The sequence below is a fragment of the Actinoplanes teichomyceticus ATCC 31121 genome (assembly GCF_003711105.1).
GTDB lineage: Bacteria > Actinomycetota > Actinomycetes > Mycobacteriales > Micromonosporaceae > Actinoplanes > Actinoplanes teichomyceticus.
The window spans coordinates 1,484,764-1,508,551 of the sequence record NZ_CP023865.1 but is presented as its reverse complement, the minus strand read 5'-3'; the positions used below and the strand labels follow the sequence as shown (position 1 = coordinate 1,508,551).

Below are 23,788 nucleotides of genomic sequence, written 5' to 3'. Positions count from 1 at the left end.
CCGGTCAGAAGGTGACCGGCACACCCTCCCGCACCAGCTGCCAGTTCTTCACGAAGAAGTCGGCCGGGTCGATCCGCCCCTTGGCCTGCGCCCAGTCGATCAGGAGCTGGCGGATCTCCTTCTGCTCGTTGTAGACCTGGGTCTTCACGATGCCCGGGAACGCGCCGCCGCCGGAGCGCCGGTAGTTGTTCACCGCGACCACGAACTGCGCGTCGGCAGCGACGTCCACGCCGTTGATCTGCAGCCGGGTGATCCGGCTGCCGACCGGCTTGCTGATGTCGATGTCGTACTCGACACCGGAGAGGGTGTCGTAGTTGTAGTCCGGCACCGAGCTGTCGCTGAGGGTCGCCAGGTCCACGGGGGCGCCGACCGGCAGCGTCCGGAAGTACTTCGCCGAGTACTCCAGGTAGGCCCGCACCTCGGCGCCGGTCAGCACGACCGCTTCCAGGGTGTTGTCGTAGATGTACAGGCCCGCGACGTCCTTGATCTTGACGTCGCCCTTCGGGAACACCGCGGTCCGGCTGAACGGCGCGGAGATCGACAGGACCGGGAGGCTCGCGTACGGCGTACCGGCCAGCGCGGCGGTCACCGTGTCGGTCTGCACCCTGTTGATGTAGTCCAGGATCGGGGTGTCCTCGTACCGCGACGTGGCGGCGGAGAGCTCCGTGGTCGACGCGGCGACCACCTGGTTGACGTACGCCACGGTCTTGGCGTGCTGGCTCCGGACCGCGGCCAGCACCTTGGGGTCGGCCTCGACCGTGTTGGTGTTCAGCGTGGCCGACGCCTTGGTGGTGACCTTCCAGCGGCCGTGCTCGCGGACCAGCGTGAAGTCCATCCTGGTGAGCCGCTGGCCGAACTTCGACGGCTCGGAGAGCAGCACCTGCGCGCCGGTGCGGGTGTTGGTGACGAACCGCTGCGCGACCTCGTTGTGGGCGTGGCCGAACAGGATCGCGTCGATCCCCGGGACGTTCTGCGCGATCAGCGCGGACGGGTTCTCGTTCGGCAGCTCGTCGCCGTAGCTGGAGGTGCCGCTGTCGCCGCCGTGCGCGGAGAGGATGACGACGTCGGCGCCACGGGCCCGCATGATCGGCACCCACCTGGCGGCGGTCTCCACCATGCCGAGGAACTTCAGCTTGCCCTCGACGTTGCCCTTGTCCCAGATCGCCACACCCGGGTTGGTCAGGCCGAGGATGCCGACGCGCAGGGTCGGCGCGTGCCGGCCCAGCGACACCTTCTTGATGATGTACGGGGTGAACGCCGGCTTGCCGGTCTTCGCGCTGACCGCGTTCGCGGCGAGCGCCGGGAAGCCGAGCTGGCGGATCCACAGGTTCAGCAGCGGCAGACCGTAGTTGAACTCGTGGTTGCCCAGCGTGATCGCGTCGTAGTGCAGCACGTTCATGGCCCGGGCCATCGGGTGCTTGGCGCCGGTCTCGGTGATCGGCTCCTGCTTGGCGTAGTAGGTCGCCAGCGGGGTGCCCTGGATCGTGTCGCCGGCGTCGAGCACCAGCGTGCCGCCGGTCGCCTCGGCGCGCAGCTTGTTGACCAGCGCGGCCAGCTTGGCGACGCCGACGTCGTTGTGCGCCGAGTCGTCGTACTCGGCGTCTTTGTAATAGTCCCAGTTGTACACGTTGCCGTGGGTGTCCGAGGTGCCCAGGACGGTCAGGTGGTACGTCTCCGGGGTCTTCGGCGGCTTCGGCCCCTTGCCGCCGGCCTGTGCGGAGGCCGGGAAGGCGAGCGGCGCTGCGGCGGCGGCCGCCGAGGCTGCCAGCACGCCGCGCCGCGATACGCCGTTGGGAAGCGTCATTGCGAACCTTTCGCAGGGTGTTCGGTGCGTGCGTTCGTGGGCACGCCGCAAAGCATGCACCCTAACGGTGGATCAACCCAATGGTCGATCAACTCAGGGTCGCATCGTCGTCACATCCGCTCAGATCTCGTCCGGGGCCTCGATACCCAGCAGCGACATTCCGGTGTGGAGGGTCCGCGCGGTCAGGTCGGCCAGCCCGAGCCGAGCGGCCCGCACGTCCGGCTCGGCCCGCAGCACCGGGCACCGCTCCCAGAACACCGAGAACGCCGCGGCCAGGTCGTGCAGGTAGCCCGCCGGCCTCCCGGCAGGTGCCCGACGTGCATCTCCTTGGCCCCGTTCGGCCCGGATTAGTCGATCACCACCCGCTCCGGGGCGGCGACCGGCGCGACACCCAGCCGCCGATCCGTGGCCAGGTCGGCGTGCGGCGAGGACCGGACGGCCGGGTCCACCGGATGTCCGGCCACCGCCTCCAGCGCGGGCGCGAGCACGGGCCGGCCGCCCGCACCGGTACGGCCGGGTAGTGTGCCGGCGATGAACGAGGAACCCGGCTGGGAGAGCGACGGCGCCGGGGTGCTCCGGTTGCCGTCCGGGCGACTGGTGCGGGGCCGTGGGCTGCGCGAGCCGATGCCGTCCGGGCATCCACCACGGTTCGGCGTCTATCTGCTGGGCTCGGCGCCACCCGAGTTCGGCTGGGAGACACGGTGGGTGCGGTGGACGGACTTCTGGTTGCCGGCCGACCCGTCGTACGCGAAAGCGGTTCTCGCCGAGGCCCTGCGCCGCGCCGGCGATGAGCGGGTGGAGATCGCCTGTGGCGGCGGCCGGGGGCGGACCGGGACCGCGCTGGCCTGCCTGGCCGTGCTGGACGGCGTGCCCGCGGCCGAGGCGGTCGCCTTCGTCCGCGCGCGCTATCACCGCCGGGCGGTGGAAACGCCCTGGCAGCGACGCTTCGTCGCGCGCTTCCCGGAGATCCGGGCGGACTGAGCAGCCGATGTCGGCCGAGACGGATCAGCGCGGTACGTCCGGCCCCAGGGCGGCGGCGAGACGCGCGGCCGCCGCGCCGGTGCCCAGCGAGACCACCAGCCACGACCGGTCGGCGAAGGTCAGCGCCACCCGGGGCATCGGACCGGCCGGCGGGGCCGGGCTGGTCACGACCGTCGTGGCCGGACACTCGAAGATCGGCGACAGCGCCGCCCCGGAGTAGCCGTAGCGCTGTTGCGGCCGCTCCCGCCTCGGCGTCCTCGACACCAGGCGCCACAGCGACACGGCGAGCCGCCCGGCGAAGTGCAGCAGCACCCGCAGCGGCCGGTGGGCATGGGGCAGTTCCTCGGGGCCCGGGGCCGGGTCGGCGAGGACCACCAGGCGCTGGTCGGTCAGCGCCACCCAGGCGGGGCGGGCGCCGATCTCGACGTTCGCGTGCCGGCGCAGCGCGGCCAGCAGCCGGCCGGCCTCGCTGTCCGGGACCCCGCAGAAGGTCTGCCCGTACGTGCGCAGCAGCCGGTCCTTGGCCATCAGCTCGGACGGCGAGTACTCCTGTTGGGTCAGGCCGAACGCGGTGCCCAGTACCGCCTTGCCGACCCCCTCGTCACGGGCGGCCCTACCGAACCCGGCGAACGGGTTGAACGCGTTGAGCATCGCGGCCGAGCCGGGCGGCGCCTGCTCCAGGCCGGGCGAGCGCAGCAGATGGCTGTGCTCGCGCAGCCGCTCGCCCGGACGCAGGGCGGCCCGGATCGCCTCCCCGGCCGGGCCGTGGTCGTCCTCCGACACGTTCGCCATGTGGTTCACGACGATTCCCTTCGCTGCTTGCGGCCGCGGCGGACGCGCGAGGCCGGTCGACGTCACCGCGGCAGGTAGCGCTCGGCGGTCTCCCCGACCTTCGTCACGTACTCCTCGGCGGTCTCCTGGACCTTGCGCACGTACGGCTCGGCCGTCTCCTCGGCCCGGTCCAGGTACGGGTCGGCCCGGTCCGCGATCGGATCGACGTACTCGCTGATCCTGCTCCGCAGCGGGTCGTCGTTGCCGTCCACCCCGCTGCGCCGGTCGTCGAACTCGCCGGCCGCCACCTGCACGCCGTACTGCATCAGGTCGCCGGCCATGGTCGTGAAGGGGCCCATCACGGAGTGGTTGAGACCGGTGAGCGCGCCGATCGGCGTGGCGACCGCCTTCTTGATCAGCTTGGCGGCCAGCTTCTCGGCGAAGCTGCCCTCCTTCCACAGGTGGTAGTACTTGCGGGTGTACCAGAGGCCCTTGCGCAGCTCGTTGAGGATCTCCAGGCAGCGGATCGCGAAGAGCGAGGAGGTGGCCGGCGCCGCGGCGCCCAGGAAGCCCACCTCGGACAGGCCGGCGGTCTCCGGGGCGAGGATCTGCGCGACGATCCACTCGACGATCAGCCACTCGACGAGTTCGCGGATCACGTCGCGGAGCAGGTCCTCGTACGCCGCGAGCATCTCGGCGGTCTGCTCCAGCGTGCGGGCCTCCTCCCGCATGCGCTTGCCGATCTCGCGCAGGTCCTTCTCCTGCTCGGCCAGCTGCCGCTGCGCGGCCGTGCTCGCCTCACCCTTCCACCCGGCGGCGAGCGCCTGCCCCTGCCGGGCGACGTCGTCGGCGACCCGGTCCAGCTCCGCGGCCACCGAGTCCCAGACCTGGGCCTTGGCCTGGAGCTGCTCGGGATCACCGAGGCACATCTCGAAGATCTCGATCAGCGGTTGCACGAACGGCCACAGGATCGCGTCCATGACGGTGTTGACCGTGTTGACCAGGCCGTTGGCCCGCTGCAGGACGTTGCCGGCCTGCTGAACGCCGTGGTAGAGGGTGCCGGCGACGCCGTCGCTCATCGCACCTTGCCGAACTGCTCGGCGTGCGCGGCGTCGGTGCTGCGGTAGGACTCCGCGTTGAATCGGAGCAGGGCGGAGGCCCGGTCGAGGACCGCGGCCGCCTCGGCGATCTCCCGGGTCGCCTCCCCGAGCAGCTCCTGGTACTCGGTGTTCACCCCGACCAGGGCGCCGATCCGGCCGTACGCGTCGCTGGTGACCGCGGCGTCCTGCAGCTTCGCGACCTGCGCCTGCAGGGCCTGGGCGTCGGCGCTCAGCCCGGCCGCCACCGTGTCCAGGACCTCCGGTTCCACCTCGAAGCTCATCGCGCCGCACCTCCGGCCGGCCGGTCGAGCACCTCGCGGGAGATCGCCCGCAGCGATTCCCGGGCGCCGTTCAGGGTCTGCTCGTCGGCGCCGGCGTAGCCCTGCAACCGCGACTGGAGATCCACGTCGGCGCCGGCGACCGGCTGCAACGTCTCGGTCAGCGCCGACGCCCCGTCGGCCGCCGCCCGCCGGATGGTCTCCACGATCAGGTCGGCGAGGACCTCCGGGGACAGGCGGTACGCGGTGCGGCTCAACTCCAGCGAGCGGACCAGCCCGGCCGGGGTGACCACGACCCGTACCTCACCGCCGGGCGACTCGGCCGCGCCGCTGATCTCGGCGATCCGGTCCCGTGCCTCGTTGATCCGGTCGATCCGGGACATGGTGTCGCGGACCGTCCGCGCCAACCAGTCCGCCGGAGCCTCGCGTCGCACCCGTCGCCTCCCCGTGTCGCGGCAGTGAGCCGCCCGTCATCGTAAGGGCGGCGATCTTACCGCCGGATCGGCGTGCTCACCGGTCACGGGTCGTCGGGATCTCCTCCCGCCGATCCGGTTCCGGGCGCGTCTGGGTGGACTTGTAGGACAGGTAGGTGAGGAAGGCCGACACGCCGCCGAGCAGCGCGGCGATCACGCTGGCGAGCTGGTCGGCGAGGTTCGGGCCGAGGCCGGCCATCCCGGCGACCGCCAGGGCGAGCAGCACCAGCAGGCCGAGCGCCAGCGTCTGGACCCGCCGGTCACCCACCGTGGCGGTCTGCGGGGTCGGTCTGCGCCGGCTGGTCACCAGCCAGACGGCCGTCTCGACCAGGATGATCGCCGCGGTCACGAAGACCGGTACGAGCCAGGCCTGCAGGCCGGTCCCCGCGCTCACCGCAACGCCTTCTGCATGGCCTCGACGAATCCGTCGGTGAGTTCGACCCGGCGGTACAGGTAATCCACGGTGTGCTGGCGGAACACCTGCGCGAAGTCGGCGTACCCGGGCCGCATCGGGCGGGGATGGGCGTCCTCCACCGCGGACCGGACGATGTCCAGGTGCGGCATCGTCGCCCGGACCTCGGGGTCGTTGTAGGCCTCGGCGGCGGTGGGGGCGAAACCGTAGGTGGCGAGCAGCTTCTGCGCCGGCATCCCGGTCAGGAAGCGGATCACCGCCTCGGCCCGGTCGCGGTGCTCGGTGTCCGCGGCCACCGCGAGGCACTGGCCGCCCAGGATGCCGATCGGGAGCCGGCCGAGGCGGATCGCCGCGGTGCCGGGTTTCTTGTCCCGCTCCACCCGGTCGATCGCCGGGTACCAGACCGGCCAGTTGCGCATGTACCGCAGATTCCGCTCCTGGAACGCCGCGTTCGTGGCCTCCTCGCCGGCCGCCGTCACGATCCGCCCGGCGCGCAGCGCGTCGGCGAGCGGGGCCAGCGCCCGCTGCCACTGGCCGAGGCTGGTGGAGACCACGCCGCGCTCGTCGAGGATCGTCGGGTCCTGGGCCAGGGCCTGCTCCAGCACGTTGATCACGAACGCCTCGCCGGTGGTGGAGCCCTCGACGGCGAGCTGGCCGGCGAACTGGCCGGGATGCCGCGCGTCGGCGATCAGGTCGCCGATCCGGGGTTCGGGGTCGGGGGCCCGCTTGTCGGTGATGCGGCGGAAGAGCATCCCGACGTCGGTGTTGAACGGCACCGCCCAGAGCCGGGTCGAGTCCTCCTCGACCTGGCTGATCCGCTGCACCGGGTCGAGCAGCGTGATGCCGTCCGGCGCCTCGATCGGCGCGATCCGGCCCCGGGCCGCCAGGCGCGGGATGTGGATGACGTCCAGGTTGTAGATGTCGGCCCGGGTGCCGGCGAACGTGTCGTACTGGTCGCGGGTGGAGCTGTTGACGGTCAGCACCTCGAGCGTCACGTCGGGGTGGAACCGGTTCCACAGGTTGATCAGCAGGTTCCGGCCGCCGGTCGCGTCGCCCCCGGTGACCAGGGTGAGGGTCACCGGGGTGCGGCGGGTCAGCAGATATCCAGCGGTGGTGGAGAGCATTCCGGAGGTGATGACCCCGGCGATGAACGAGCGCCGCGAATACAGGTCCGGCATGTGATTTACATTACTCGATGAACGCCAGGCTGACCTCCACCGGTCAGGCTGCCGTGGGCGGCCTCCACACGGTGAAGTCCTGGATGTGGAAGTGGCTGGCGACGGTACGGAAGGCGAACCAGCCGCTGCGGTACGGGTCCGGGTCGGTGTAGTCGAAGACCAGCCGGTCGTCGCTGTAGTAGCGGATGCGCGAGCCGTCCACCGCGATCCGCACGTGGACCCCGACGTTCGCCTCGATCAGCGGCGACGTGTAGTCGTAGATCAGCGGGCGGTTGCCGGGCTCCCCCACGTACCTGCGGAAGCGGGTGGTGGTGTTGAGGTTGGCGCCCTGCCCGGCGTAGTAGGTGCGCAGGTGGTCGTACTCGGCGAAGGCGCCGTGGCGGGTGGTCGCGAAGATGTCGTCCGGGGAGCGCGCGTCCCGGGCGTTCCAGAACGAGTTCAGGTCGGTGACCAGGTCGTTCGGGCCGCCCGCGGCGATCGGGGTGGCGGTGTACTCGATCTCGTACGGGCCCGCCAGCTCCTGTTTGAGCCAGACCGTCGCGCCGCCCGGGACGTCGACGTCGAGCACACCGTCGCGGGCCGTGACCGTGCCGCCGCTCTGCAGCTCGGCCGACCACCTGCCGCTGTCGGTGACGAAGTTGTCCTCGGCGATCACCTGCCAGGCCCGGTCCGCGGCGGCGGTGGTCCGGATGTTCGGCCGGCGCGGGGCCTTGCCGCCGAAGCCGAGATAGAAGCCGGTCAGCGTGGACTGCAGGTAGCCCCGGACCGTCCAGCCCAGGCGGTAGGCCGGGTCGTGTGCCAGCGTGTACAACCGGGTGCTGGTCGCGATGTTCGTGGTGAACACCCGCAGCGCGGTGTGGTCGCTGGTCTCGGCGAGGTACTCCTCACGCCAGTCGCCGAGGATGTCGCCGTAGAACGGCACCGCGTTGCGCCACGAGGACACGACGCCGGACGGTTCGAAGATCTTGGAGCTGGTCCGCTTGCGCCAGTCCCACTTCTCCACGTACGTGTTGTCCAGCAGCTCGGAGCCGGTGTCGCCGTCCCACCAGATGCGGAAGTTCACGCTGGGTGTGGCCGTCGAGATCCGCTTACCGGCGGTGCTCCAGACCCCGGCGCCGGGCAGGTCCGGGGCGGCGGTGGCGGCCCAGAACTCGTAGCCGGGGTGGGTGGGGTCGATGTCCGCGGTGGTACCCCGCGGGACGTCCCACAGCGTGGCGTCCTGCGGCACGTCCGGGTGCGAGCCGGTCAGCAGGCGCTCACCGGTCGAGGCGTCGTAGTAGTACCAGGGGAAGGCGGTGAAGATCCCGCCCTCGGTCTGCTGGATGGCGTAGCCCTCCAGGCCGGGGCGCTTCGGGTCGAGGTCACCGATGTGGAACCGGTCCCCGTGCACGGCGCCGGGCACCACGTAGCGGAACGTGCCGTCGCTGTTGACCACGTAGTTGCCGTCCGCGATCTCGTCCCGGCCGTCCTGGTCGACGTCGACGACGCGCAGCTGGTGGAAGCTGGTGCCGACGGCGCCGCGGACGAACGTCCACCGGCGGGTCAGGTCCCGTCCGTCGAAGTCCCAGGCCGCGAAGAGGACCCGGAAGTCGCCACGTTTCGCGCCGGCCCGGACCACCTGCTTGGTGATCAGGCTGGGATGCACGCCGTCGAGGTAGCCGACGCCGTACTGGCCGCCGGAGGGGCCGTCGGCGGCGAGGTCGGCGGCGACCGGGACCCGCTCGCGCTCCACCCCGGTACGGCCGTCGACGACCGAGACGAACTGGTCCAGTGGATCGTCGGAGCGGATCACCGCGCCGTCGGCGAAGGTCGTGCCGTTCGCGGTCTTCACGACCACCTCGGCGCGGCCGTCGCTGTCCAGGTCGTAGACGGTGACGTTGTCGTCGTTGCGGTACCCGGCGACGTCGCCGTAGCCGCTGATCGCGGCCGGCGGCGGATCGTTGGCCGCGTTGCCACCGCCCCGGGTGTACGACGCCGGGCCGAGATCGACCCGCCACAGCTGCCGCCCGGCCAGGGTGTACGCCTCCAGGTAGTTCGGCTTGTCCAAATCGGTGGCGAGCCGGGACACCACGATCTCGTAGCGGCCGTCGCCGTCCAGGTCACCGGGCCAGGCGTGCTGCACGTAGTAGCCGGGCGCGGCGGCCAGCGGGATGTCGCCGGGGGTGAACGCGGCGGCGCTCGCGCCCCGCTCCCGGCCACGCACCACGGCGCGGACGGTGTACGCGCCCGAGCCGCGGGAGCGGTCGGTGAAGGTGGTGGAGGCGGTGATCGGGCGGCTGTTGAGCCGGCGCGAGCCCCGGTAGACGTTGAAGGCGACGCCGGCGCCGTACTCGGTGCCCAGCAGCCGCCAGCTCAGGAAGGTGCCGCCGCCCTCGGCCGGCACCGCGACCAGGCCCCGGTCGAGCGACTCGACGATACGTTTCGGCTGTTGCGGGCCGGTCGGCCGGCTGGCGGCGGAGGCCGGGGTGACGGCCAGCCCGGCCAGCACGAGGCCGGTCGTGACCGCCGCGGATGCGCGTCTCATGGCGCGCAAGGTAGGAGGTCACTGTGTATCGATCGTTGCGCGCCGTTGACGGCGGCGGCGACGGGCCGTTCCGTTTCGCCAGCTGATCGCTTTGCCGCGCTGCAAAATTATGACCCGGGCTACACCGGCCGCTCACCCGCCGCACCCGGCCCTGCGGGGAGACCTCCCCCGGCGCCGTCGCGGATCAGCCGGGCTCCGACGCCGATGTGCGCCTGGGTCCCGCGCGTACCGCAGCGCCTCGTAGGCGCCTCGCCGAAGCGGTCGTCCCGGGCGATGTGCTGCGCGTTCGTCGGCGCCGACCGCGGCCGGGCCGGGCTCGCCACGCGCGCTGTCACCAGCCGAAACGGCGCGGATAGGTGACCCGGGCCAGCTCGTTCTGCCCGGCCAGGTTCGGGTGGAAGAAGTCGATCGTGCTCACCAGGTCGAGGGTGAACCGCACGTCGTGCACCCGGCCGCCGTCCCAGCGGCACCGGCTGCCGTACGCCGCGCAGGCCTTGCGCAGCTCGTCGTCGTAGGCGTCGATCCGGTCCCGCACCGCACGCCGCCGGCGGTCGTCGTCGCTCGCCGTGGACGCCGGATCGGCCAGCATCGTCGGGCAGACCCCGCCGGTACGCCACACCCGCAGCGCCCGTTCGTCGTCCCGGCCCACCTGCCACAGCCGGTACAGGTCCGGGATGCTGGCGACCAGCACCCGCGCCTGGGGCAGCCCCTTCTTCAGGCGGGCCAGCCCGCGGTCCACCCGGGCGCGGAACGTCGCCACCGGGGTCATGTCCCGCAGCCGCCCGGCGCAGGCGTCGTTCGCGCCGATCAGGACCGTGACGTACTGCGCCTTGGCGTCGACCGCCCGGGCCGCCTGCCCGGCCAGCGCGCCGGCCTCGGCGCCCGGCTCGGCGAAGTTGTGCACATGACCTTTGATCTTCGGGTGCCGCGCCAGGATCCGCCGGTAGTGACTGTCCACGCCGCTGGCCGCGCCGGTCGCCCACGAGTTCCGGCTGCAGGCCAGATAGGCCAGGCAGCTGCCCACCCCGGCGGTGATCGAGTCGCCCAGCGCCGCCATCGAGGCGGGGTAGCCGGCCGGCGCCTTGCTGCGGGTGATCGTGGGCTTCGGGTCGGCCGCGCCGGCGCCGCCCTCACAGGCCAGCGCGAACACCGCGAGCAGGGCCAGTGCGGCGAGGTGCCAGCGACGCGGCATCATTCCCCCCGGATCGACCGACGGTGACGGGCAGAACACGTGCCGCCATCATACGTATGAATGGAGCGAACGGCCGAACCGCGGCGGGAGGCTGTCGTGAAGCCGTCGGCCGGAGGATCGTCAGATCATCATGACTGCAAGATGAATCATTGGCTGGTTGCGGTTACGTTCTCTTTGCAAGTGCTTGCAGAAAGCCGTCATCGCCCTAGGCTGGGCCTGCCCATGTCCAAAGAGGATGGACCCGGCTGTGCCGGACATCTTCGGATAGATCAGGAGAGCTATGCGTTCGCTCAGCAAGGTGCTGCTCGCCCTGCTCGTCGGCTTCACCGGCGTGCTGGCGGCGATCAGCCCGGCCGCCGCGGCGTCCACGACGCCCCAGCAGCTCGGCGGGCTCGACCTCGGCGCCTACTGCCGCTCCATCGGGTACGCCGGCGCCGCCCTGGACGGAGCCACCGCCTACGACTGGCACTGCGTCGCCGGTGACGGCAGCCGGCACGACCTGACCTTCGAGGCCGCCTGCCGCTCGGCCTACGGCACCGGCGACGCCGTCGACCGGATCGGCAGCTTCACCGACCCCACCTCGGTGCGGTGCTGGCGGGTGACGCCCACCGTGGTCACGCCGGCCATCGACGACTACTGCGTCGCGACCGGGCACAGCGCCTCGATCCTGACCGGCACGACCGTCTACGACTGGCACTGCGTCAACTACAGCCGCGGCGGGCCGACGTACTTCGACGTCAGCCTGCCCGCGGTCTGCCGGCACACCGTCGGCGGCAGCGCGACGATCGACCGGTTCGCCGACTACCGCGACGCCGGCTCCTGGCAGTGCCGGGTCTGACGGCGTACCGATGACCGCTCCGGGCGGCACACCCGCGGCTCACCGCGTGCCGCCCGGATGCCGTCCCCCGGCCCCCTTCGCGGCGCGCCCACGCCGCAACATCATCGATGTTAGGCTCCCTCGCCCCCCGCACGGCTCTCCGGCCCGGCGGGGAATCGGGGAGAAATCATGCATCGTTGCGTACGGGCGCTGCTGGCCGCGGCCGCTGCCACGCTGAGCGCCACCACCGTCCTCGCCGGTCTCGCCACCCCGGCGCAGGCCATGAACTACGACTCTGCCGACCTGACCACGTGGACCTATCTGGACAAAGCCCGGCCGTCCACACCGAACCCGAACCCGTCCGGCGACTACCTGATCGGCACCAGCCGGGACGCCGACGGCGTGCAGCACACCGGGCGCGCCTTCTTCACCTACGACCTGACCCCGCTCAAGGGCCAGGTCCTGCACCGGGTGACCTTCTACACCTCGGAGCGGACGGTGAACTCCTGCGCCCGGACGGCGCCGATCCAGGTGTGGCGGACCAGGCCGGTCACCGCGACCACCACCTGGCAGCGCCCGCCCAGGGAGCTCGAACTGCTCGCCGAGCGTGCGCACGGCAAGGGCGTCATCTGCCCCGGCGCCTATCTCGACGTCGACATGCTCCCCCAGGTCCAGGCGGCGCTGGCGCGCGGCGAGAAGTCGCTGACCGTCGAGGTCCGGCTGGCCGCGGGCGCGGAGGCCGACGCCGAGCTGGGCCGGACCATGCGCCAGGCCGGGCTGAGCTGGGCGGCCAATCACGCGCCGAAGGTCAGCGGCCTGAAACTGAAGTACCCGGACGCCGGCTGCGGCACCCCGGCCAGGCACCCCTCGGCCGGCACCTGGATGCAGGCCGACGCCACGGTCACCGACGCCGATCCGCTCGACTACGCGCGGCGCTGGTTCGCGTACTGGCCGGTCGACCACCCGGATCAGCGCCGGGAGACCACCAGCCCGAGCTTCGACCTGAGCGGCTTCGACGAGGGCACGGTGGTCGCCTGGAGCGCGCAGGGCCGTGACTACGACGACGCCGGCCCGTGGGGCCGGACCTGCTACTTCACCGTCGACCGGACCGCGCCGACGACCCGGCCGCTGGTGTCGTCCAGGCAGTACCCGACCGACGACCACCCCGGCACCGGCGGCCCCGGCGTGCCCGGCACGTTCGTCTTCGACGCCGGCGGCGACCTGGAGGTCACCGGTTTCGACTGGAGCGCCCTGGACGGCGGCCTGGTCCAGCACGTGGTCGCCAACCACCCGGGGGGCCGGGGCAAGGTGTCGATCACGCCGCGTATGCGAGGCACCGGGCGGCTGGAGGTCGCCGCGGTGGACGCGGCCGGAAACCGCGGCCCCTGGGTGCGGTACGAGTACGAGGTGCGCAACACCGCGCCGTCCGCCACGATCGACGTCCGCGGCGTCGGCCTGACCAGCCACATCACGCTGCACTCGGCCGCCGCCGAGGCCACCGGCTTCGGGTACGCCGTCGACGGCGGCCCGGAGAAGCGGGTGCCCGCGGTGAACGGCACGGGCGAGGACGACCTGGTCTTCGACAGCACCGGCGTCAAGACCGTCGTCACGCGCACCTACGCGGGCCGGAAGATGATCGGCTCGGACACGCAGAGCATCTCGGTCAGCGACGCCCCGGCGATCAGCTCCGAGCAGTTCGGCTGGATGCACTCGCCGGTCGCCGGCAGGCCGGGCAGCTTCACCTTCGCGCCGCGGACCACGGGCGTGGTCGCCTACCTCTACGACCTGGAACGCGACTTCGGCGGCCCGGGCGAGCAGCAGCGCGTGGACGCGGCCGCGGACGGCGCCGCGGTGCTGAACTGGACGCCGGAACAGGGCGGCCACTACAGGATCCGGGTCTCCTCGGTGGACGCCGGCGGCAACCGGTCGCAGCTCGCCGAGGAGTCGTTCCGGGTGATCGACACCCACCCCAACGTGTACGCCAACACGTGGGGCGCCCACGTCGGCGACCCGATCTCGGTGTCGGTCTCCTCCGAGCTGCCGGACGTCACCGGCATGGTCTACCGCTTCGACGGCGGCCCGCAGACCACGGTCGACGGCGCGTACGTCTCCGTCGACGTGGTGCCGACCCACGCCGGCGACAGCGTCTTCACCGCGTGGGCGCGGCTGAGCGACGGCACGCTGTCCCCGCCGACCGAGTACACCCTGCACCTCGACTCGGCGCCGCAGCTGACCGTGCGCGGCCCGTTCGGTGACGAGCGGCTGGTCCACAACCGCCCGGCGAGCTTCACCTTCACCTCGGCGCTGGCCGGGGCGACCGCGTTCCGGTACTCGTTCGACAACCCCTACGACGACCGGGACGCCGAGGAGCGCACGGTGGCCGCCGGCGCCGACGGCACCGCCACGATCACCCTGGACGTGCCCGAGGACTGGAACTACTCCATCGAGGCACGGGTGGTCAGCGTGGCTGCCGACGGCGCCGCCTCCGACCCGCGGTCGGTCTCGCTGTCGGCGGACAGCCCGCGCGTCGAGGTGGAGAACCCGTGGCCGGCCGACTGGGCGGAGCCGGCCGGCGGTCTCGGCGTGCCGGGACAGTTCGGCTTCTACGCCTACACGCTGGGCGACGTGACCGCCAGGTACCTCTGGCGGGTCGACGACGGGCCGCTGCACGAGGCGCCGGTGGAGGCGGACGCGTGGATGACCTCGGTGGCGTACACGCCGGACCGCACCGGCGCGCACACGCTGTACGTCCAGCGGGAGTTCACCGACGGCTCGGTGTCGCCGGCCGTGGCCGTGCCGTTCACGGTCGGGACCCGGCCGCTGATCACCTCGGACCGGTACCCGGCCGACACCGAGGCGGGGGCGCCCGGCACGGCGGGTACCTTCCGGTTCAGCGGCGGGACGGCCGGTGTCGTCTCGTACGACTACGCGTTCGTCCCCGACGGCGGCGCGCCGGTGCTGGCCGGCACGGTCGATGCCGCGGACGACGGCTCGGCCCAGGTGACGTTCACCCCGTCCGCCGCCGGCGCCTACACGGCGCTGGTCACCGGCCGGACCGCCGACGGCACGCGGACCACGCAGGCCGGACACCGCTTCACGGTGTCCCACTCCTGAGGTGGCTCGGCACCGGGGCCGGCGCGGGTCGCGCCGGCCCCGGTGCCGGCCGGGTCACGCGCCCGGCTGCGCGGCCTCGGCCGCCTCGCGCTGCTGGGTCTCGCGCACCAGCGCGGTGACCTTGCTGTCGGTGAGCGGGTAGAGCAGGAAGAGCACCAGCACGGCGAGCAGGACGGCCACGAACGGGACGGCCGTCTGCAGGGCCTTGATGCCGTGCAGGACGCTCACGGTCTGGTCGGCGTTCGCCACGTGGCCGACGTAGCCCAGGTCGAAGCCGGATCGCGGCCGGCCCGCCGGAGGTGGCCTCCGGTGTACGCAGCGTGGGCTCCGCGACGGGCAGCCCACCGCCGGTGAGGGCGTCGCCGAGGGGTCCGGCGTCCGCGGCGGCATCGAGCCACCACGACCGGCACGATCCGGCCGGCCGGTTGGTCGATAATCGGGTCCCGTCACTCCTGAATCAGCCGAAAGACACTATCAGCAATTACTGCAAACGATTCCATAAAGAGTGCACGGCGGCCGCATTCCCCGTACGGACCGGCGGCCGGCGCGTCAGCCGACCAGCGCGCGGACCACGGCCGCCGGGTCGCCGCCGAGCAGCGCCCGCACGTGCGCCGCGGTCTCCCCGGCCAGCCGGCCCAGGTTGGCCGGATCGACGTGCGGCCACCCGAGCCGGGGCAGCACGGTCAGCCGCCGCCGCGGGCCGGCGGCATCGAACTCGGCGCGGACCAGCTCCACCACCGCCTCGTCGTCGCGGACCGGCTCCTCGCCGAGCGCGCCGGCATACCCGGCGAGCAGGCAGGCCAGGGCGAAGACGCTGAGCGGCGCGGCCCGGTCGGCCAGGCGTCGCGGACCACGGGCAGGCTCCGGGTGTGCCACTTGGCGCTCGCGTTCAGCGCGCTCCCGATCTGGACGACGAATGGAAACACATGCGATGATGCATTTTGCAAACGTTCCCGCACGTTTTCACGACGGTGCCGCCGCCACCGGGAGAGTGTCTTTCCGATGCTCGCGCCGGACCGCCGCCGGGGTGCCGTCGCCCGGCCGGGTGCACACCCCCGCGGCTACGAAGCGTGTCCGTCCTCGGCATCACCCCCGGCGCGGGACGCCGCCCGGCTCGGCGGCGGCGCGCCGGCGAGCCCGGCGACCGCGAACACCGAAGGAGGCGCGGCATGACAGCCGCTGAACTCACCGACCACGCCCTGCTGCTGAGCCCCGGCGACGACGTCGCGGTGGCCACCCGGGACCTGGCCCCCGGCCTCGCCCTGCGGCACGGTGACACGCTGCTGACGATCGCCACCGAGGTCCCGCGCAGCCACAAGTTCGCGGTCCGCGAGCTGCCGGCCGGCGCCCGGGTGCACAAGTACGGGCAGTCGATCGGCCGCACCACCGCCGACGTCCGGCCGGGTGAGCACGTGCACGCGCACAACCTGGGCATGGACGACGTCCAGCACCGGTACGAGTTCGGCACCGCGCGGGTCCCGATCGCGCCGGCCACGCGGACCCGGACGTTCGAGGGCTTCGTCCGGGCCGACGGCTCGGTCGGCACCCGCAACTACGTGGGCATCGTGACCACGGTGAACTGCTCGGCCTCCACCGCCCGCATGATCGCCGACCAGTTCCGCGGCCCGGTCATGGACGCCTGCCCGAACGTGGACGGCGTGGTGGCGCTGACCCACGACTCCGGCTGCGGGATGGTGCCGGCCAGCGAGGGCGGCCGGATGCTGCGCCGCACGCTGCGCGGTTACGCGGCCCACCCGAACATCGGCGCCCTGCTCGTGCTCGGGCTCGGCTGCGAGATGCTGGCCGCCGACGCCGTGCTGGCCGACCTGCCGGCGCCCGCCGACACCCTGATCGAGCAGATGGTGATCCAGGAGCACGGCGGCATCCGGGCCACGGTGCGCGACGGCTCCGCCGTGGTGCGCAGCCTGATCGAGCAGCTCGACCAGCGCCGGCGGCAGACCGCGCCGGCCTCGAAACTGGTGCTCGGGCTCAACTGCGGCGGGTCCGACGGGTACTCCGGGATCACCGCCAACCCGGCCCTGGGCCGCGCCTCCGACCTGCTGGTCGCGCAGGGCGCCACCACCGTCCTGGCGGAGACCCCCGAGGTGTTCGGCGCCGAGCACCTGCTGACCCGGCGCGCGGTCAGCCCGGAGGTCGGCCGGCGGCTGCTGGACCGGATCGAGTGGTGGAAGAGGTACGTGGAGAGCGGCGGGGGCACCCTGGACAACAACCCGTCCCCCGGCAACAAGGCCGGCGGGCTGACCACCATCCTGGAGAAGTCGCTCGGCGCGGTCGCCAAGGGCGGCACCGCCGAGCTGACGGCGGTCTACGAGTACGCCGAGCGGGTCACCGCCTCCGGTTTCACCTTCATGGACACCCCCGGGTACGACCCGGTGTCGGTCACCGGCCTGGTCGCCGGCGGCGCGACCGTCGTGGTCTTCACCACCGGCCGCGGCTCGGTGCTCGGCACCAAGCCGGTGCCCTGCATCAAGGTCGCCACGAACACCCCGATGTACGAACGGATGCGCGAGGACATGGACCTCAACGCCGGCGGGATCGTGGCCGGCACCGACACGATCGACAGCGTCGGCGCAGAGATCCTGGAGGCCGTGCTGGCGGTCGCGTCCGGCCGGGCCACCGTCAGCGAGGAGCTCGACCTGGGCCGTGACGAATTCGTCCCGTGGCAGCTGGGCGCGGTGACCTGAGCACCACCGGCCGGCGGCGGGGCGCCCGCTGCGCCGTCAGGCGCCGGCGACGCCGGACGACGAGCGGACCACCAGGCTCGTGCCCAGCACGATCTCCTGCTCCGGCGCGGCCTGCGACGCGCGGGGCCGCCCGCCCGCGCCGCCGATGCGCCGCTGCACCATGTCCAGCGCGGCCGCCCCGGCCCTGCCCTTGGGCACGGCAACCGTGGTCAGCGGCGGATGACTCATGGTCGCCAGGCTGACGTCGTCGTACCCCACGACGCTGAGCCGCTCCGGCACCGAGATCCCGCGCGCGGCCAGCCGGTGCAGCAGCCCCAGCGCGACCATGTCGTTGTAGGCCACCACGGCGGTGGCCGGGCTGGCCAGCACCAGGTCACCGGCGAGCACGCCGCCCTGGAAGGTCGGCGCCACCGACCCCAGGCGCAGGATCTCCACGTCCGCGTGCGCGTCGGCGAGCGCCGCCTGCCGCTGCCGGCTCGCCCACGAGTCCTCCGGCCCGGCGACGTACGCCACCCGGCGGTGCCCGAGCGCGTGCAGATGCGCGATCGCCTGCCGGGTGCCGTCGACCATGTCGGCCACCACCGACGGGATGCCGGGCACCTGGCGGTGGATCAGCACCGTGCTCGCCGGCTCCACCACCTCCAGCAACTCGTCGTCACCGGCCCGCGGGGAGCAGAGCAGGAGGCCGTCGGTGTTGCGGCTGAGCGCGGCCACCGCCTCCAGCTCGGCGCGCGGATCCTCGTCGGTGTCGGCGATGAACACCCCGCAGTCCAGCGCCCGGGCCCGGGTGGTGACCCCCTTCACCACGTCGGCGAAGAACGGGTTGCGCAGGTCGGGGACGATCAGGCCGAGGTTGCCGGTGCGGCCGGTGATCAGGCCGCGGGCCGCCCGGTTCGGCTGGTAGCCCAGCTGGCTCGCCACCGCCATCACCATCTCCCGGGTCGCCGGGCTGACGGTCCCGCCGGTCAGCGCGCGGGAGACCGTCGAGGCCGAGACCCCGGCCGCCCGGGCGACGTCGCTCACGGTCGCTGCCACGGTGGGCCCCTCCCGACGGTCGGTGATGATGCGGGGCGGAGTCTATCGGATCGGTGCTGCACAGGTTTTCATCGCCGCTCTCAGCAGCGATGCCGTCCGGGACGATCCCGCAGGTGTCACGCCCGGGATGTGCCCGCATTCGTTCCCAACAAGGTTTCAGCGACCGCCCGCGCCGCCGGTCAGGACAGCAGGGTGGCCAGGGTGCGCTTGAGGTGGCCGTCGTGGCGCTCGCCGGCCCAGGTCACCACGTCCAGCGGGCGGCCCTGCTCACGAGCGCCCCCGCAGTAGCGCCGCACCTGCGGATCGATCGGCTGGTCGGTGACGCACAGCGCGCCGTGGGCCCGCAGCCGGTAGGCCGCGTTCTCGGCCGCCGGCACCCCGGTACGGCCGTCGTCGCCCCGGCACACCGCGACCGCGACCAGCCGGTGGTACGCGCGGACGTACATGATGCCCGCGGGAGCACCGGCGGGCACCGTCACCTCGGTGTTGGCGCGTCGCAGCGCGGCGGTGACCGCCCGCTCGTACAACGCCGCCCGGGCGCCCTGGGCCTGCCCGTTGTCGAGCTCGCCGAGCAGCTCGTCGCGCCGCTCGGCGGGAAGGGCGGTGAGCAGCGCCGACCGGACCGGCTCGGGCAGCTCGCCGAAGAGTCCGCGCAGCCGGGACACCGGCAGCCCGGCCAGCATCGTGGCGGCCGGCTCGGGGGTGACCGCCGAGGTGGCCCGGATCAGCTCCCGGTCGGCGAACATCTCCAGCAACCGCGCCCGGCCGTCCGGCTTGGCGGCCAGCATCAGCCGGGCCACGTCCGCCCCACCCAGGGCGGCGGCCACGGCCACGAACCGTTCCGGGGGCAGGCCGGTCAGCATGCTGATCGCGGACTGCGGCGGAGTCCGGCGGATCATCACCGCCAACGGGGTTATCGGCATCATCCCACCGGGCAGCATGACTCTCACCTCTCACGATCCGGCCGAACGCCGCCCGATAGGACTAACACCCGCGACCTGCCGCGAACATCATCTATATCGACGGTCCGGATGCCGCGCCGACCTGGCTCTTCGTGGGCAGCGTCTCGCCCCAACCGCTGCGCCGTAGGTGTGACCGGGCTAGCGGCGGGCGTGGGCAGGGGCATCACGTAGCGGCTGACCGCGCGGCGGCGCGGGCTCCTGCGGTGTCAGGAACTGCTCGGTACGCCAGCGCCGCCCAGGTGCCTAGCGAAGAATCGGATCGAGCTGTCGATTTCGAAAGGCGGGATCCGGAAATGGCCACCGGGGTTGGCGTGCAAGGTCTTCTCGGCGGAGCCGAGTGCGTCGAACAGCTTCATGACTGAGTCCCGCGGATTGCCTTCATCGTCCCACTGCAGAAGGTACTCGACGGGGATCGTGATCCGCGCTGCGGTGTCCAGGAGCCAGTCGCATGCCATGAGGCCGAGGACCGCAGCAGTGATCCGGGGTTCGGCCGCGACAAGGCGGATGCCCGACTCCCCGGCAGCGGACAGGCCGTAGTACCCGACGGGCTGGCTGTCGCCGACGGAGTCCAGTTTCTGCAACGCGTCCAGGGTGGTCTGCCAGTTGGGGATGAGTTCTGCCGCCACGGTTTCGTAGAGGGCGGGCAGCGCGGGTCCGAAGGGCTCGCCCGCAGCCTTTCGTTCGTCGATCAGCGCAACGAGCCGCCGGATCTCCGGATGCTCCGGCCTGTCACCAGTACCTGGCGCGTCGATCGCGGCGACCGCAAAGCCGCAAGCAGTGACGTACGGGAAGGCTCGGGAGACGACCTCCCATCCCTTCTTGTGCTGGCCGCCGCCGTGCCCGATCAAGACCAGTGGACGGGGACCGGAGCCTGCGGCGGGCGTCCAGAGCACTCCAGGGATGTCGCCGACAGTGAAGAGCTGTTCACGGATGCCGTCGGCGACGGTTCCTGCAGTGATACGCATGGAGGAATTACATCGACAATCCCGCTGACCCGGCGAGTCAATTTTCAGTCGGGCCGGCGACGGTGGTGGCCGCCGCCCGTTCATCTCCTCGCCACGGTTCCCACTACCCACACCCCGTTTCAACTACCGCGGCTCGGCTCAACCGATGACGCTGCCATCGAGATCGACATCGCCACCTAACGCGCTCAGCTTCGCCAACGGAGATCCACAGTCACAGCTCTCCGTGACTTGCTCAACGCCCACACCAACCCGAGTAGTCGCGGATGCCTGAACGGGCAGCCGGTTCCGGGCCGCCATGACCGCGGCGGGCGGCGCCACCCGGCGGGCGGCGCCACCCAGCGCCGGGACACGGGCGCGACACCGCGGTGACCGAAGGCGCGTACTCATGCGTTAGCCGGGGTCATCCCGGGGAATCCCGTCGGCCGCTGTCCGCTCATGCCGGCACGGGAGGTCACCATGAGCCAGGTCGACCGGAACCGACACGCACCACAGCTGTCACCGCCGCCGCCGGACCAGCGGCTGACCGGATCGATCATCGTGGTCGCCCTGGTCTCGGCCGTCTCCGGCCTGCTCTACGGCTACGACACCGGCATCATCTCCGGCGCCCTGCTGCAGATCGGTGACGACTTCGCCATCGGCCACGTGTGGGAACAGGTGATCGCGGCATCGATCCTGGTGGGCGCCGTCATCGGCGCGCTCACCTGCAGCCGGTTGGCCGAGCGCCGGGGCCGGCACGGCACGCTGCTGCTCATCGGCATCGTCTTCGTCGCCGGGACGGTCGCGGCGTCGCTGTCGCCGGATCCGGTCACCCTGTCCGCCAGCCGCCTCGTGCTGGGCTTCGCCGTGGGCGGCGCCACGCAGACCGCCCCGGTGTACGTCGCCGAGCTCGCGCCGACCGCCTACCGCGGCCGTCTGGTGCTCTTCTTCCAGATCGCGATCGGCGTCGGCATCGTCATCGCGACCGTCGTCGGCGCGGCCCAGATGATCCACTGGCGCATCGCGATCGGCCTGGCCGCGCTCCCGGCCGCGGTGATGTTCGCCCTGATGCTGCGGCTGCCGGAGAGTCCGCGCTGGCTCGCCCGGGAGGGCCACGCCGACCGTGCCCGCGAGGCGCTGGCCCGGGTGCGCCACCCAGACGGCGACCTGACCGCCGAACTCGACGAGATCCAGGACAACGTGCGCGCCGAGAAGGAGGCCGACACGCGCGGATGGAGCGGGCTCAGGGCGGCCTGGGTACGTCCGGCGCTGCTCGTCGGCTGCGGGCTGGCCATCTTCACCCAGCTGTCCGGCATCGAGATGATCGTGTATTACACGCCCACCATCCTCACCGACAACGGCTTCTCCGACTCGACCGCGCTGCGCGTCTCGGTGGCTCTGGGCCTGACGTACCTCATCGCGCAGCTCGTCGGCCTGGCCGTCATCGACCGCGTGGGGCGGCGCCGGCTGACCCTGCTGACCCTGCCGTTCTCCGCGCTCGCGCTCCTGGTGCTCGGCTGGTTCTTCGTCACCGGCAACGACGGCAAGTCCATGGTGCCGTGGATCGTCGCCACCCTCGTCGCCTTCATGGCGTTCACCGCCGGCGGGATCCAGCTCATGGGGTGGCTGACCGGCTCGGAGATCTACCCGCTGGCCACCCGGGCGGCGGGCGCCGCGGCGCAGTCGGCGTCGCTGTGGGGCACGAACGTGCTGATCACCCTGACCCTGCTGAGCACCATGCGGACGATCGGCACGGGTCAGACCTTCTGGATGTACGCGCTGTTCAACATCCTCGCGTTCGTGTTCCTGTACCGGAGGATGCCCGAGCTGACCGGGCACAGTCTCGAACGGATCGAGGAGCACCTGGCCGGCGGGCGGTTCCGGCCGGCTGACTTCGCCGCGCGCTGAACCGGTGCCCGCGCGGTCACGCCGGCCGCGTCCGTAGACGACAGAGCCCGGCCCGCCGCAGATCGGCGGGCCGGGCTCTGTCCGGGCGCAGGGATCAGCAGGCGCGCCCGACGACCTTGGGCTCGCCCGTGCTCTTGGCCGGGACGGTCACGCAGGCCACGCTGCTGCCCGAGGTGACCTGGGCGACGCCGCTGCGGACCACCTTCACGGTCACGCCGGGGATCGCCATCTTGGCGGCGGCCTTGCTCAGGTACGCCGCCGGCTTGCCGCCCTCGGTGAGGGCGAGCAGCACGGCCTGGGAGCCGACCAGCTCGGCCCAGGTCTTGGCCTCGCCGCCACCGAGGCCGCCGCCGGTGAGGCTGCTGGTCTGGGTGGCGGCCCCGAGCCCGGACCCGCCGATCGCCTCGACGATCTTGCTCAGGTCGAGCTTCTTGGCGTCGGCGGGAGCGGTGATGTCGATGCCGGTGGACAGCTCCACCCGCAGGCTCGCCCGGCCGGTGGCCCCGTCGGCGAACTGCAGCAGGTTGATCTCGAACGCCTTGAACGTGCCGTTGTCGACCCACAGGTCCATGACGATCGGCTTGTCCGCGGGCGCCTTGTCCAGCTCGGAGCCGAGCGCCTTGTCGAGCGCGCCGGACGCCGACTCACCGGCCACCTTCTGCAGCGCCCCGACCAGCCGCTTGCCCTCCTCGTACGCCTTCACCGTCGACGTGGTGACGACCAGGTGGGTCTTGTCCTTCTCGTCCCGGACCACCTCGGCGCCCTGCATCAGGTTCTCCGCGCTGGTCTTCAGCTCCGCGGCGAGCTGCTCGCTCTGCTGCGGGTCGACGCTCGGGCTGGCGCTCGGGGTGACGCCGGTCGCGCTCTCGCTGAGCTTCTTCAGGTCGGCCGCGGCGATCGCGATCCAGCCCCCGTCGATCAGGGTGCCGATGCCGTCGATCGCGGAGCCCATCTCCTGCCGGATGGAGTCGATGTCGGCCTTGGACGCGCCGAACTTCGTGGCCAGCTCGCCGACCGGCACCTTCAGGTAGGCGGTCTCGTCGACCACCCGCAGCTCGGCCCCGGTGACGCCGTCGATGGTGGCGTTGATCACGGCCTTGTCGTCGGCGACGCCGTCGCCCGCCTTGTCCCAGGCGATGGTGAACGAGGAGTTGTAGATCTTGCGCAGGATGTCGGCGTCCTCGTCGGTGAAGGCGTCCTCACCGGTGCCGGACTCCTTCTTCGCCAGCGCGATCAGGTCGTCGACGCTGCCGCCGGCCTTGAGCGTGAACCCGGCCCTGCCGGTCGCGCCCAGGGCCTCAGCCGCCTTTTTGATCTCCAGCTTGGGCTCCAGCTGCTGGAGCTGCTTGGCGCACCCGACGGTGAGGGTCAGGGCGGTGACGCCGGCGAGCGAGCCGGCCAGAAAGCGCTTCATGCGCGAAAATCTCCGATCGAGGGGTGACGCGACGCTCCCCCAGCGCCGCGGATTGGCAGTGTACGACCCTCGATCAGCACCCCGCGCCCCGATCGCCCGTCCCCCGGCCACCGGCCGTCCCGGCGCTGAGCTGCGTCTTGCCGCCCACCGCCGAATCGGGCACGGGAAACCGCCCCCGA

The 23,788-nt window shown here is 72.2% G+C and carries 22 protein-coding genes; 5 read left to right on the top strand and 17 right to left on the bottom strand.

Annotated features, from left to right (window positions below; genetic code table 11):
- Window positions 1-4: 4 nt before the first annotated feature.
- The 3 genes from ACTEI_RS06920 to ACTEI_RS38120 form a co-directional block, all read right to left on the bottom strand.
- Window positions 5-1,804 (bottom strand): bifunctional metallophosphatase/5'-nucleotidase, encoded by a 1,800-nt coding sequence (locus ACTEI_RS06920; protein ID WP_122976876.1) that lies wholly within the window; start codon window positions 1,802-1,804, stop codon window positions 5-7.
- Between the two features lie 120 nt (window positions 1,805-1,924).
- Window positions 1,925-2,089: a DALR anticodon-binding domain-containing protein gene (locus tag ACTEI_RS38125; RefSeq protein ID WP_372443221.1), complete on the bottom strand. Its 165-nt coding sequence runs from the start codon at window positions 2,087-2,089 to the stop codon at window positions 1,925-1,927.
- A gap of 62 nt (window positions 2,090-2,151) precedes the next feature.
- Complete coding sequence (locus ACTEI_RS38120; protein WP_239082223.1) at window positions 2,152-2,292, bottom strand: hypothetical protein; 141 nt, start codon at window positions 2,290-2,292, stop codon at window positions 2,152-2,154.
- Between the two features lie 43 nt (window positions 2,293-2,335).
- On the opposite strand from ACTEI_RS38120, the gene ACTEI_RS06910 reads away from it, so the two are divergent.
- Window positions 2,336-2,785 (top strand): protein-tyrosine phosphatase family protein, encoded by a 450-nt coding sequence (locus tag ACTEI_RS06910; protein WP_122981964.1) that lies wholly within the window; start codon window positions 2,336-2,338, stop codon window positions 2,783-2,785.
- A 24-nt stretch (window positions 2,786-2,809) separates the two neighbouring features.
- On the opposite strand, the gene ACTEI_RS06905 is transcribed toward ACTEI_RS06910, so the two are convergent.
- The 8 genes from ACTEI_RS06905 to ACTEI_RS06870 form a co-directional block, all read right to left on the bottom strand.
- On the bottom strand, window positions 2,810-3,586 hold the full coding sequence (locus ACTEI_RS06905) for a hypothetical protein (RefSeq protein WP_145830816.1): 777 nt from the start codon (window positions 3,584-3,586) through the stop codon (window positions 2,810-2,812).
- A 53-nt stretch (window positions 3,587-3,639) separates the two neighbouring features.
- On the bottom strand, window positions 3,640-4,635 hold the full coding sequence (locus tag ACTEI_RS06900; protein WP_122976874.1) for a WXG100 family type VII secretion target: 996 nt from the start codon (window positions 4,633-4,635) through the stop codon (window positions 3,640-3,642).
- Window positions 4,632-4,937 (bottom strand): hypothetical protein, encoded by a 306-nt coding sequence (locus tag ACTEI_RS06895; protein ID WP_122976873.1) that lies wholly within the window; start codon window positions 4,935-4,937, stop codon window positions 4,632-4,634. The genes ACTEI_RS06900 and ACTEI_RS06895 overlap by 4 nt, the downstream gene beginning before the upstream one ends.
- Window positions 4,934-5,368, bottom strand: coding sequence for a YbaB/EbfC family nucleoid-associated protein (locus tag ACTEI_RS06890; RefSeq protein ID WP_145830815.1), 435 nt, complete (start codon window positions 5,366-5,368; stop codon window positions 4,934-4,936). Before ACTEI_RS06890 ends, ACTEI_RS06895 begins: the two co-directional genes overlap by 4 nt.
- A 76-nt stretch (window positions 5,369-5,444) precedes the next feature.
- Window positions 5,445-5,801, bottom strand: a complete 357-nt coding sequence (locus tag ACTEI_RS06885) for a hypothetical protein (protein ID WP_122976871.1) — start codon at window positions 5,799-5,801, stop codon at window positions 5,445-5,447.
- Window positions 5,798-6,997 carry an extracellular solute-binding protein gene (locus ACTEI_RS06880; protein ID WP_122976870.1) on the bottom strand — a complete coding sequence of 400 codons (1,200 nt, stop codon included), beginning with the start codon at window positions 6,995-6,997 and terminating at the stop codon, window positions 5,798-5,800. Before ACTEI_RS06880 ends, ACTEI_RS06885 begins: the two co-directional genes overlap by 4 nt.
- Before the next feature lie 43 nt (window positions 6,998-7,040).
- Complete coding sequence (locus ACTEI_RS06875; RefSeq protein WP_203723564.1) at window positions 7,041-9,521, bottom strand: rhamnogalacturonan lyase family protein; 2,481 nt, start codon at window positions 9,519-9,521, stop codon at window positions 7,041-7,043.
- Between the two features lie 331 nt (window positions 9,522-9,852).
- Window positions 9,853-10,713, bottom strand: coding sequence for a GDSL-type esterase/lipase family protein (locus ACTEI_RS06870; protein WP_122981963.1), 861 nt, complete (start codon window positions 10,711-10,713; stop codon window positions 9,853-9,855).
- Window positions 10,714-10,993: 280 nt separating this feature from the next.
- On the opposite strand from ACTEI_RS06870, the gene ACTEI_RS06865 reads away from it, so the two are divergent.
- Together ACTEI_RS06865 and ACTEI_RS06860 are read left to right on the top strand one after the other, a co-directional pair.
- The gene (locus tag ACTEI_RS06865) at window positions 10,994-11,551 is read left to right on the top strand and encodes a hypothetical protein (RefSeq protein ID WP_122976869.1); all 558 of its coding nucleotides are present in this window, start codon (window positions 10,994-10,996) and stop codon (window positions 11,549-11,551) included.
- Window positions 11,552-11,719: 168 nt separating this feature from the next.
- Window positions 11,720-14,644: a hypothetical protein gene (locus ACTEI_RS06860; RefSeq protein WP_122976868.1), complete on the top strand. Its 2,925-nt coding sequence runs from the start codon at window positions 11,720-11,722 to the stop codon at window positions 14,642-14,644.
- Between the two features lie 54 nt (window positions 14,645-14,698).
- Here the strand turns inward: ACTEI_RS06860 and ACTEI_RS06855 are convergent, their stop codons facing one another.
- Entirely contained in the window at window positions 14,699-14,893 is a 195-nt protein-coding gene (locus ACTEI_RS06855; protein ID WP_122976867.1) for a hypothetical protein, read from the bottom strand.
- A gap of 300 nt (window positions 14,894-15,193) precedes the next feature.
- Window positions 15,194-15,520, bottom strand: a complete 327-nt coding sequence (locus ACTEI_RS06845) for a hypothetical protein (protein ID WP_122976866.1) — start codon at window positions 15,518-15,520, stop codon at window positions 15,194-15,196.
- Window positions 15,521-15,813: 293 nt separating this feature from the next.
- On the opposite strand from ACTEI_RS06845, the gene ACTEI_RS06840 reads away from it, so the two are divergent.
- Entirely contained in the window at window positions 15,814-17,349 is a 1,536-nt protein-coding gene (locus ACTEI_RS06840; protein WP_122976865.1) for a UxaA family hydrolase, read from the top strand.
- Window positions 17,350-17,385: 36 nt separating this feature from the next.
- On the opposite strand, the gene ACTEI_RS06835 is transcribed toward ACTEI_RS06840, so the two are convergent.
- From ACTEI_RS06835 to ACTEI_RS06825, 3 genes are all read right to left on the bottom strand, one after another.
- On the bottom strand, window positions 17,386-18,384 hold the full coding sequence (locus ACTEI_RS06835; RefSeq protein WP_122976864.1) for a LacI family DNA-binding transcriptional regulator: 999 nt from the start codon (window positions 18,382-18,384) through the stop codon (window positions 17,386-17,388).
- A gap of 179 nt (window positions 18,385-18,563) precedes the next feature.
- Window positions 18,564-19,283 (bottom strand): magnesium transporter MgtE N-terminal domain-containing protein, encoded by a 720-nt coding sequence (locus tag ACTEI_RS06830; protein WP_164465870.1) that lies wholly within the window; start codon window positions 19,281-19,283, stop codon window positions 18,564-18,566.
- 269 nt (window positions 19,284-19,552) lie between these two features.
- Window positions 19,553-20,311, bottom strand: a complete 759-nt coding sequence (locus ACTEI_RS06825) for a dienelactone hydrolase family protein (protein ID WP_122976862.1) — start codon at window positions 20,309-20,311, stop codon at window positions 19,553-19,555.
- A 456-nt stretch (window positions 20,312-20,767) separates the two neighbouring features.
- Here ACTEI_RS06825 and ACTEI_RS06820 point away from each other — a divergent pair, with 456 nt between their 5' ends.
- On the top strand, window positions 20,768-22,195 hold the full coding sequence (locus tag ACTEI_RS06820) for a sugar porter family MFS transporter (RefSeq protein ID WP_122981962.1): 1,428 nt from the start codon (window positions 20,768-20,770) through the stop codon (window positions 22,193-22,195).
- A gap of 94 nt (window positions 22,196-22,289) precedes the next feature.
- Here ACTEI_RS06820 and ACTEI_RS06815 read toward each other — a convergent pair whose 3' ends face one another.
- Entirely contained in the window at window positions 22,290-23,609 is a 1,320-nt protein-coding gene (locus ACTEI_RS06815; RefSeq protein WP_122976861.1) for a hypothetical protein, read from the bottom strand.
- Between the last annotated feature and the right edge of the window lie 179 nt (window positions 23,610-23,788).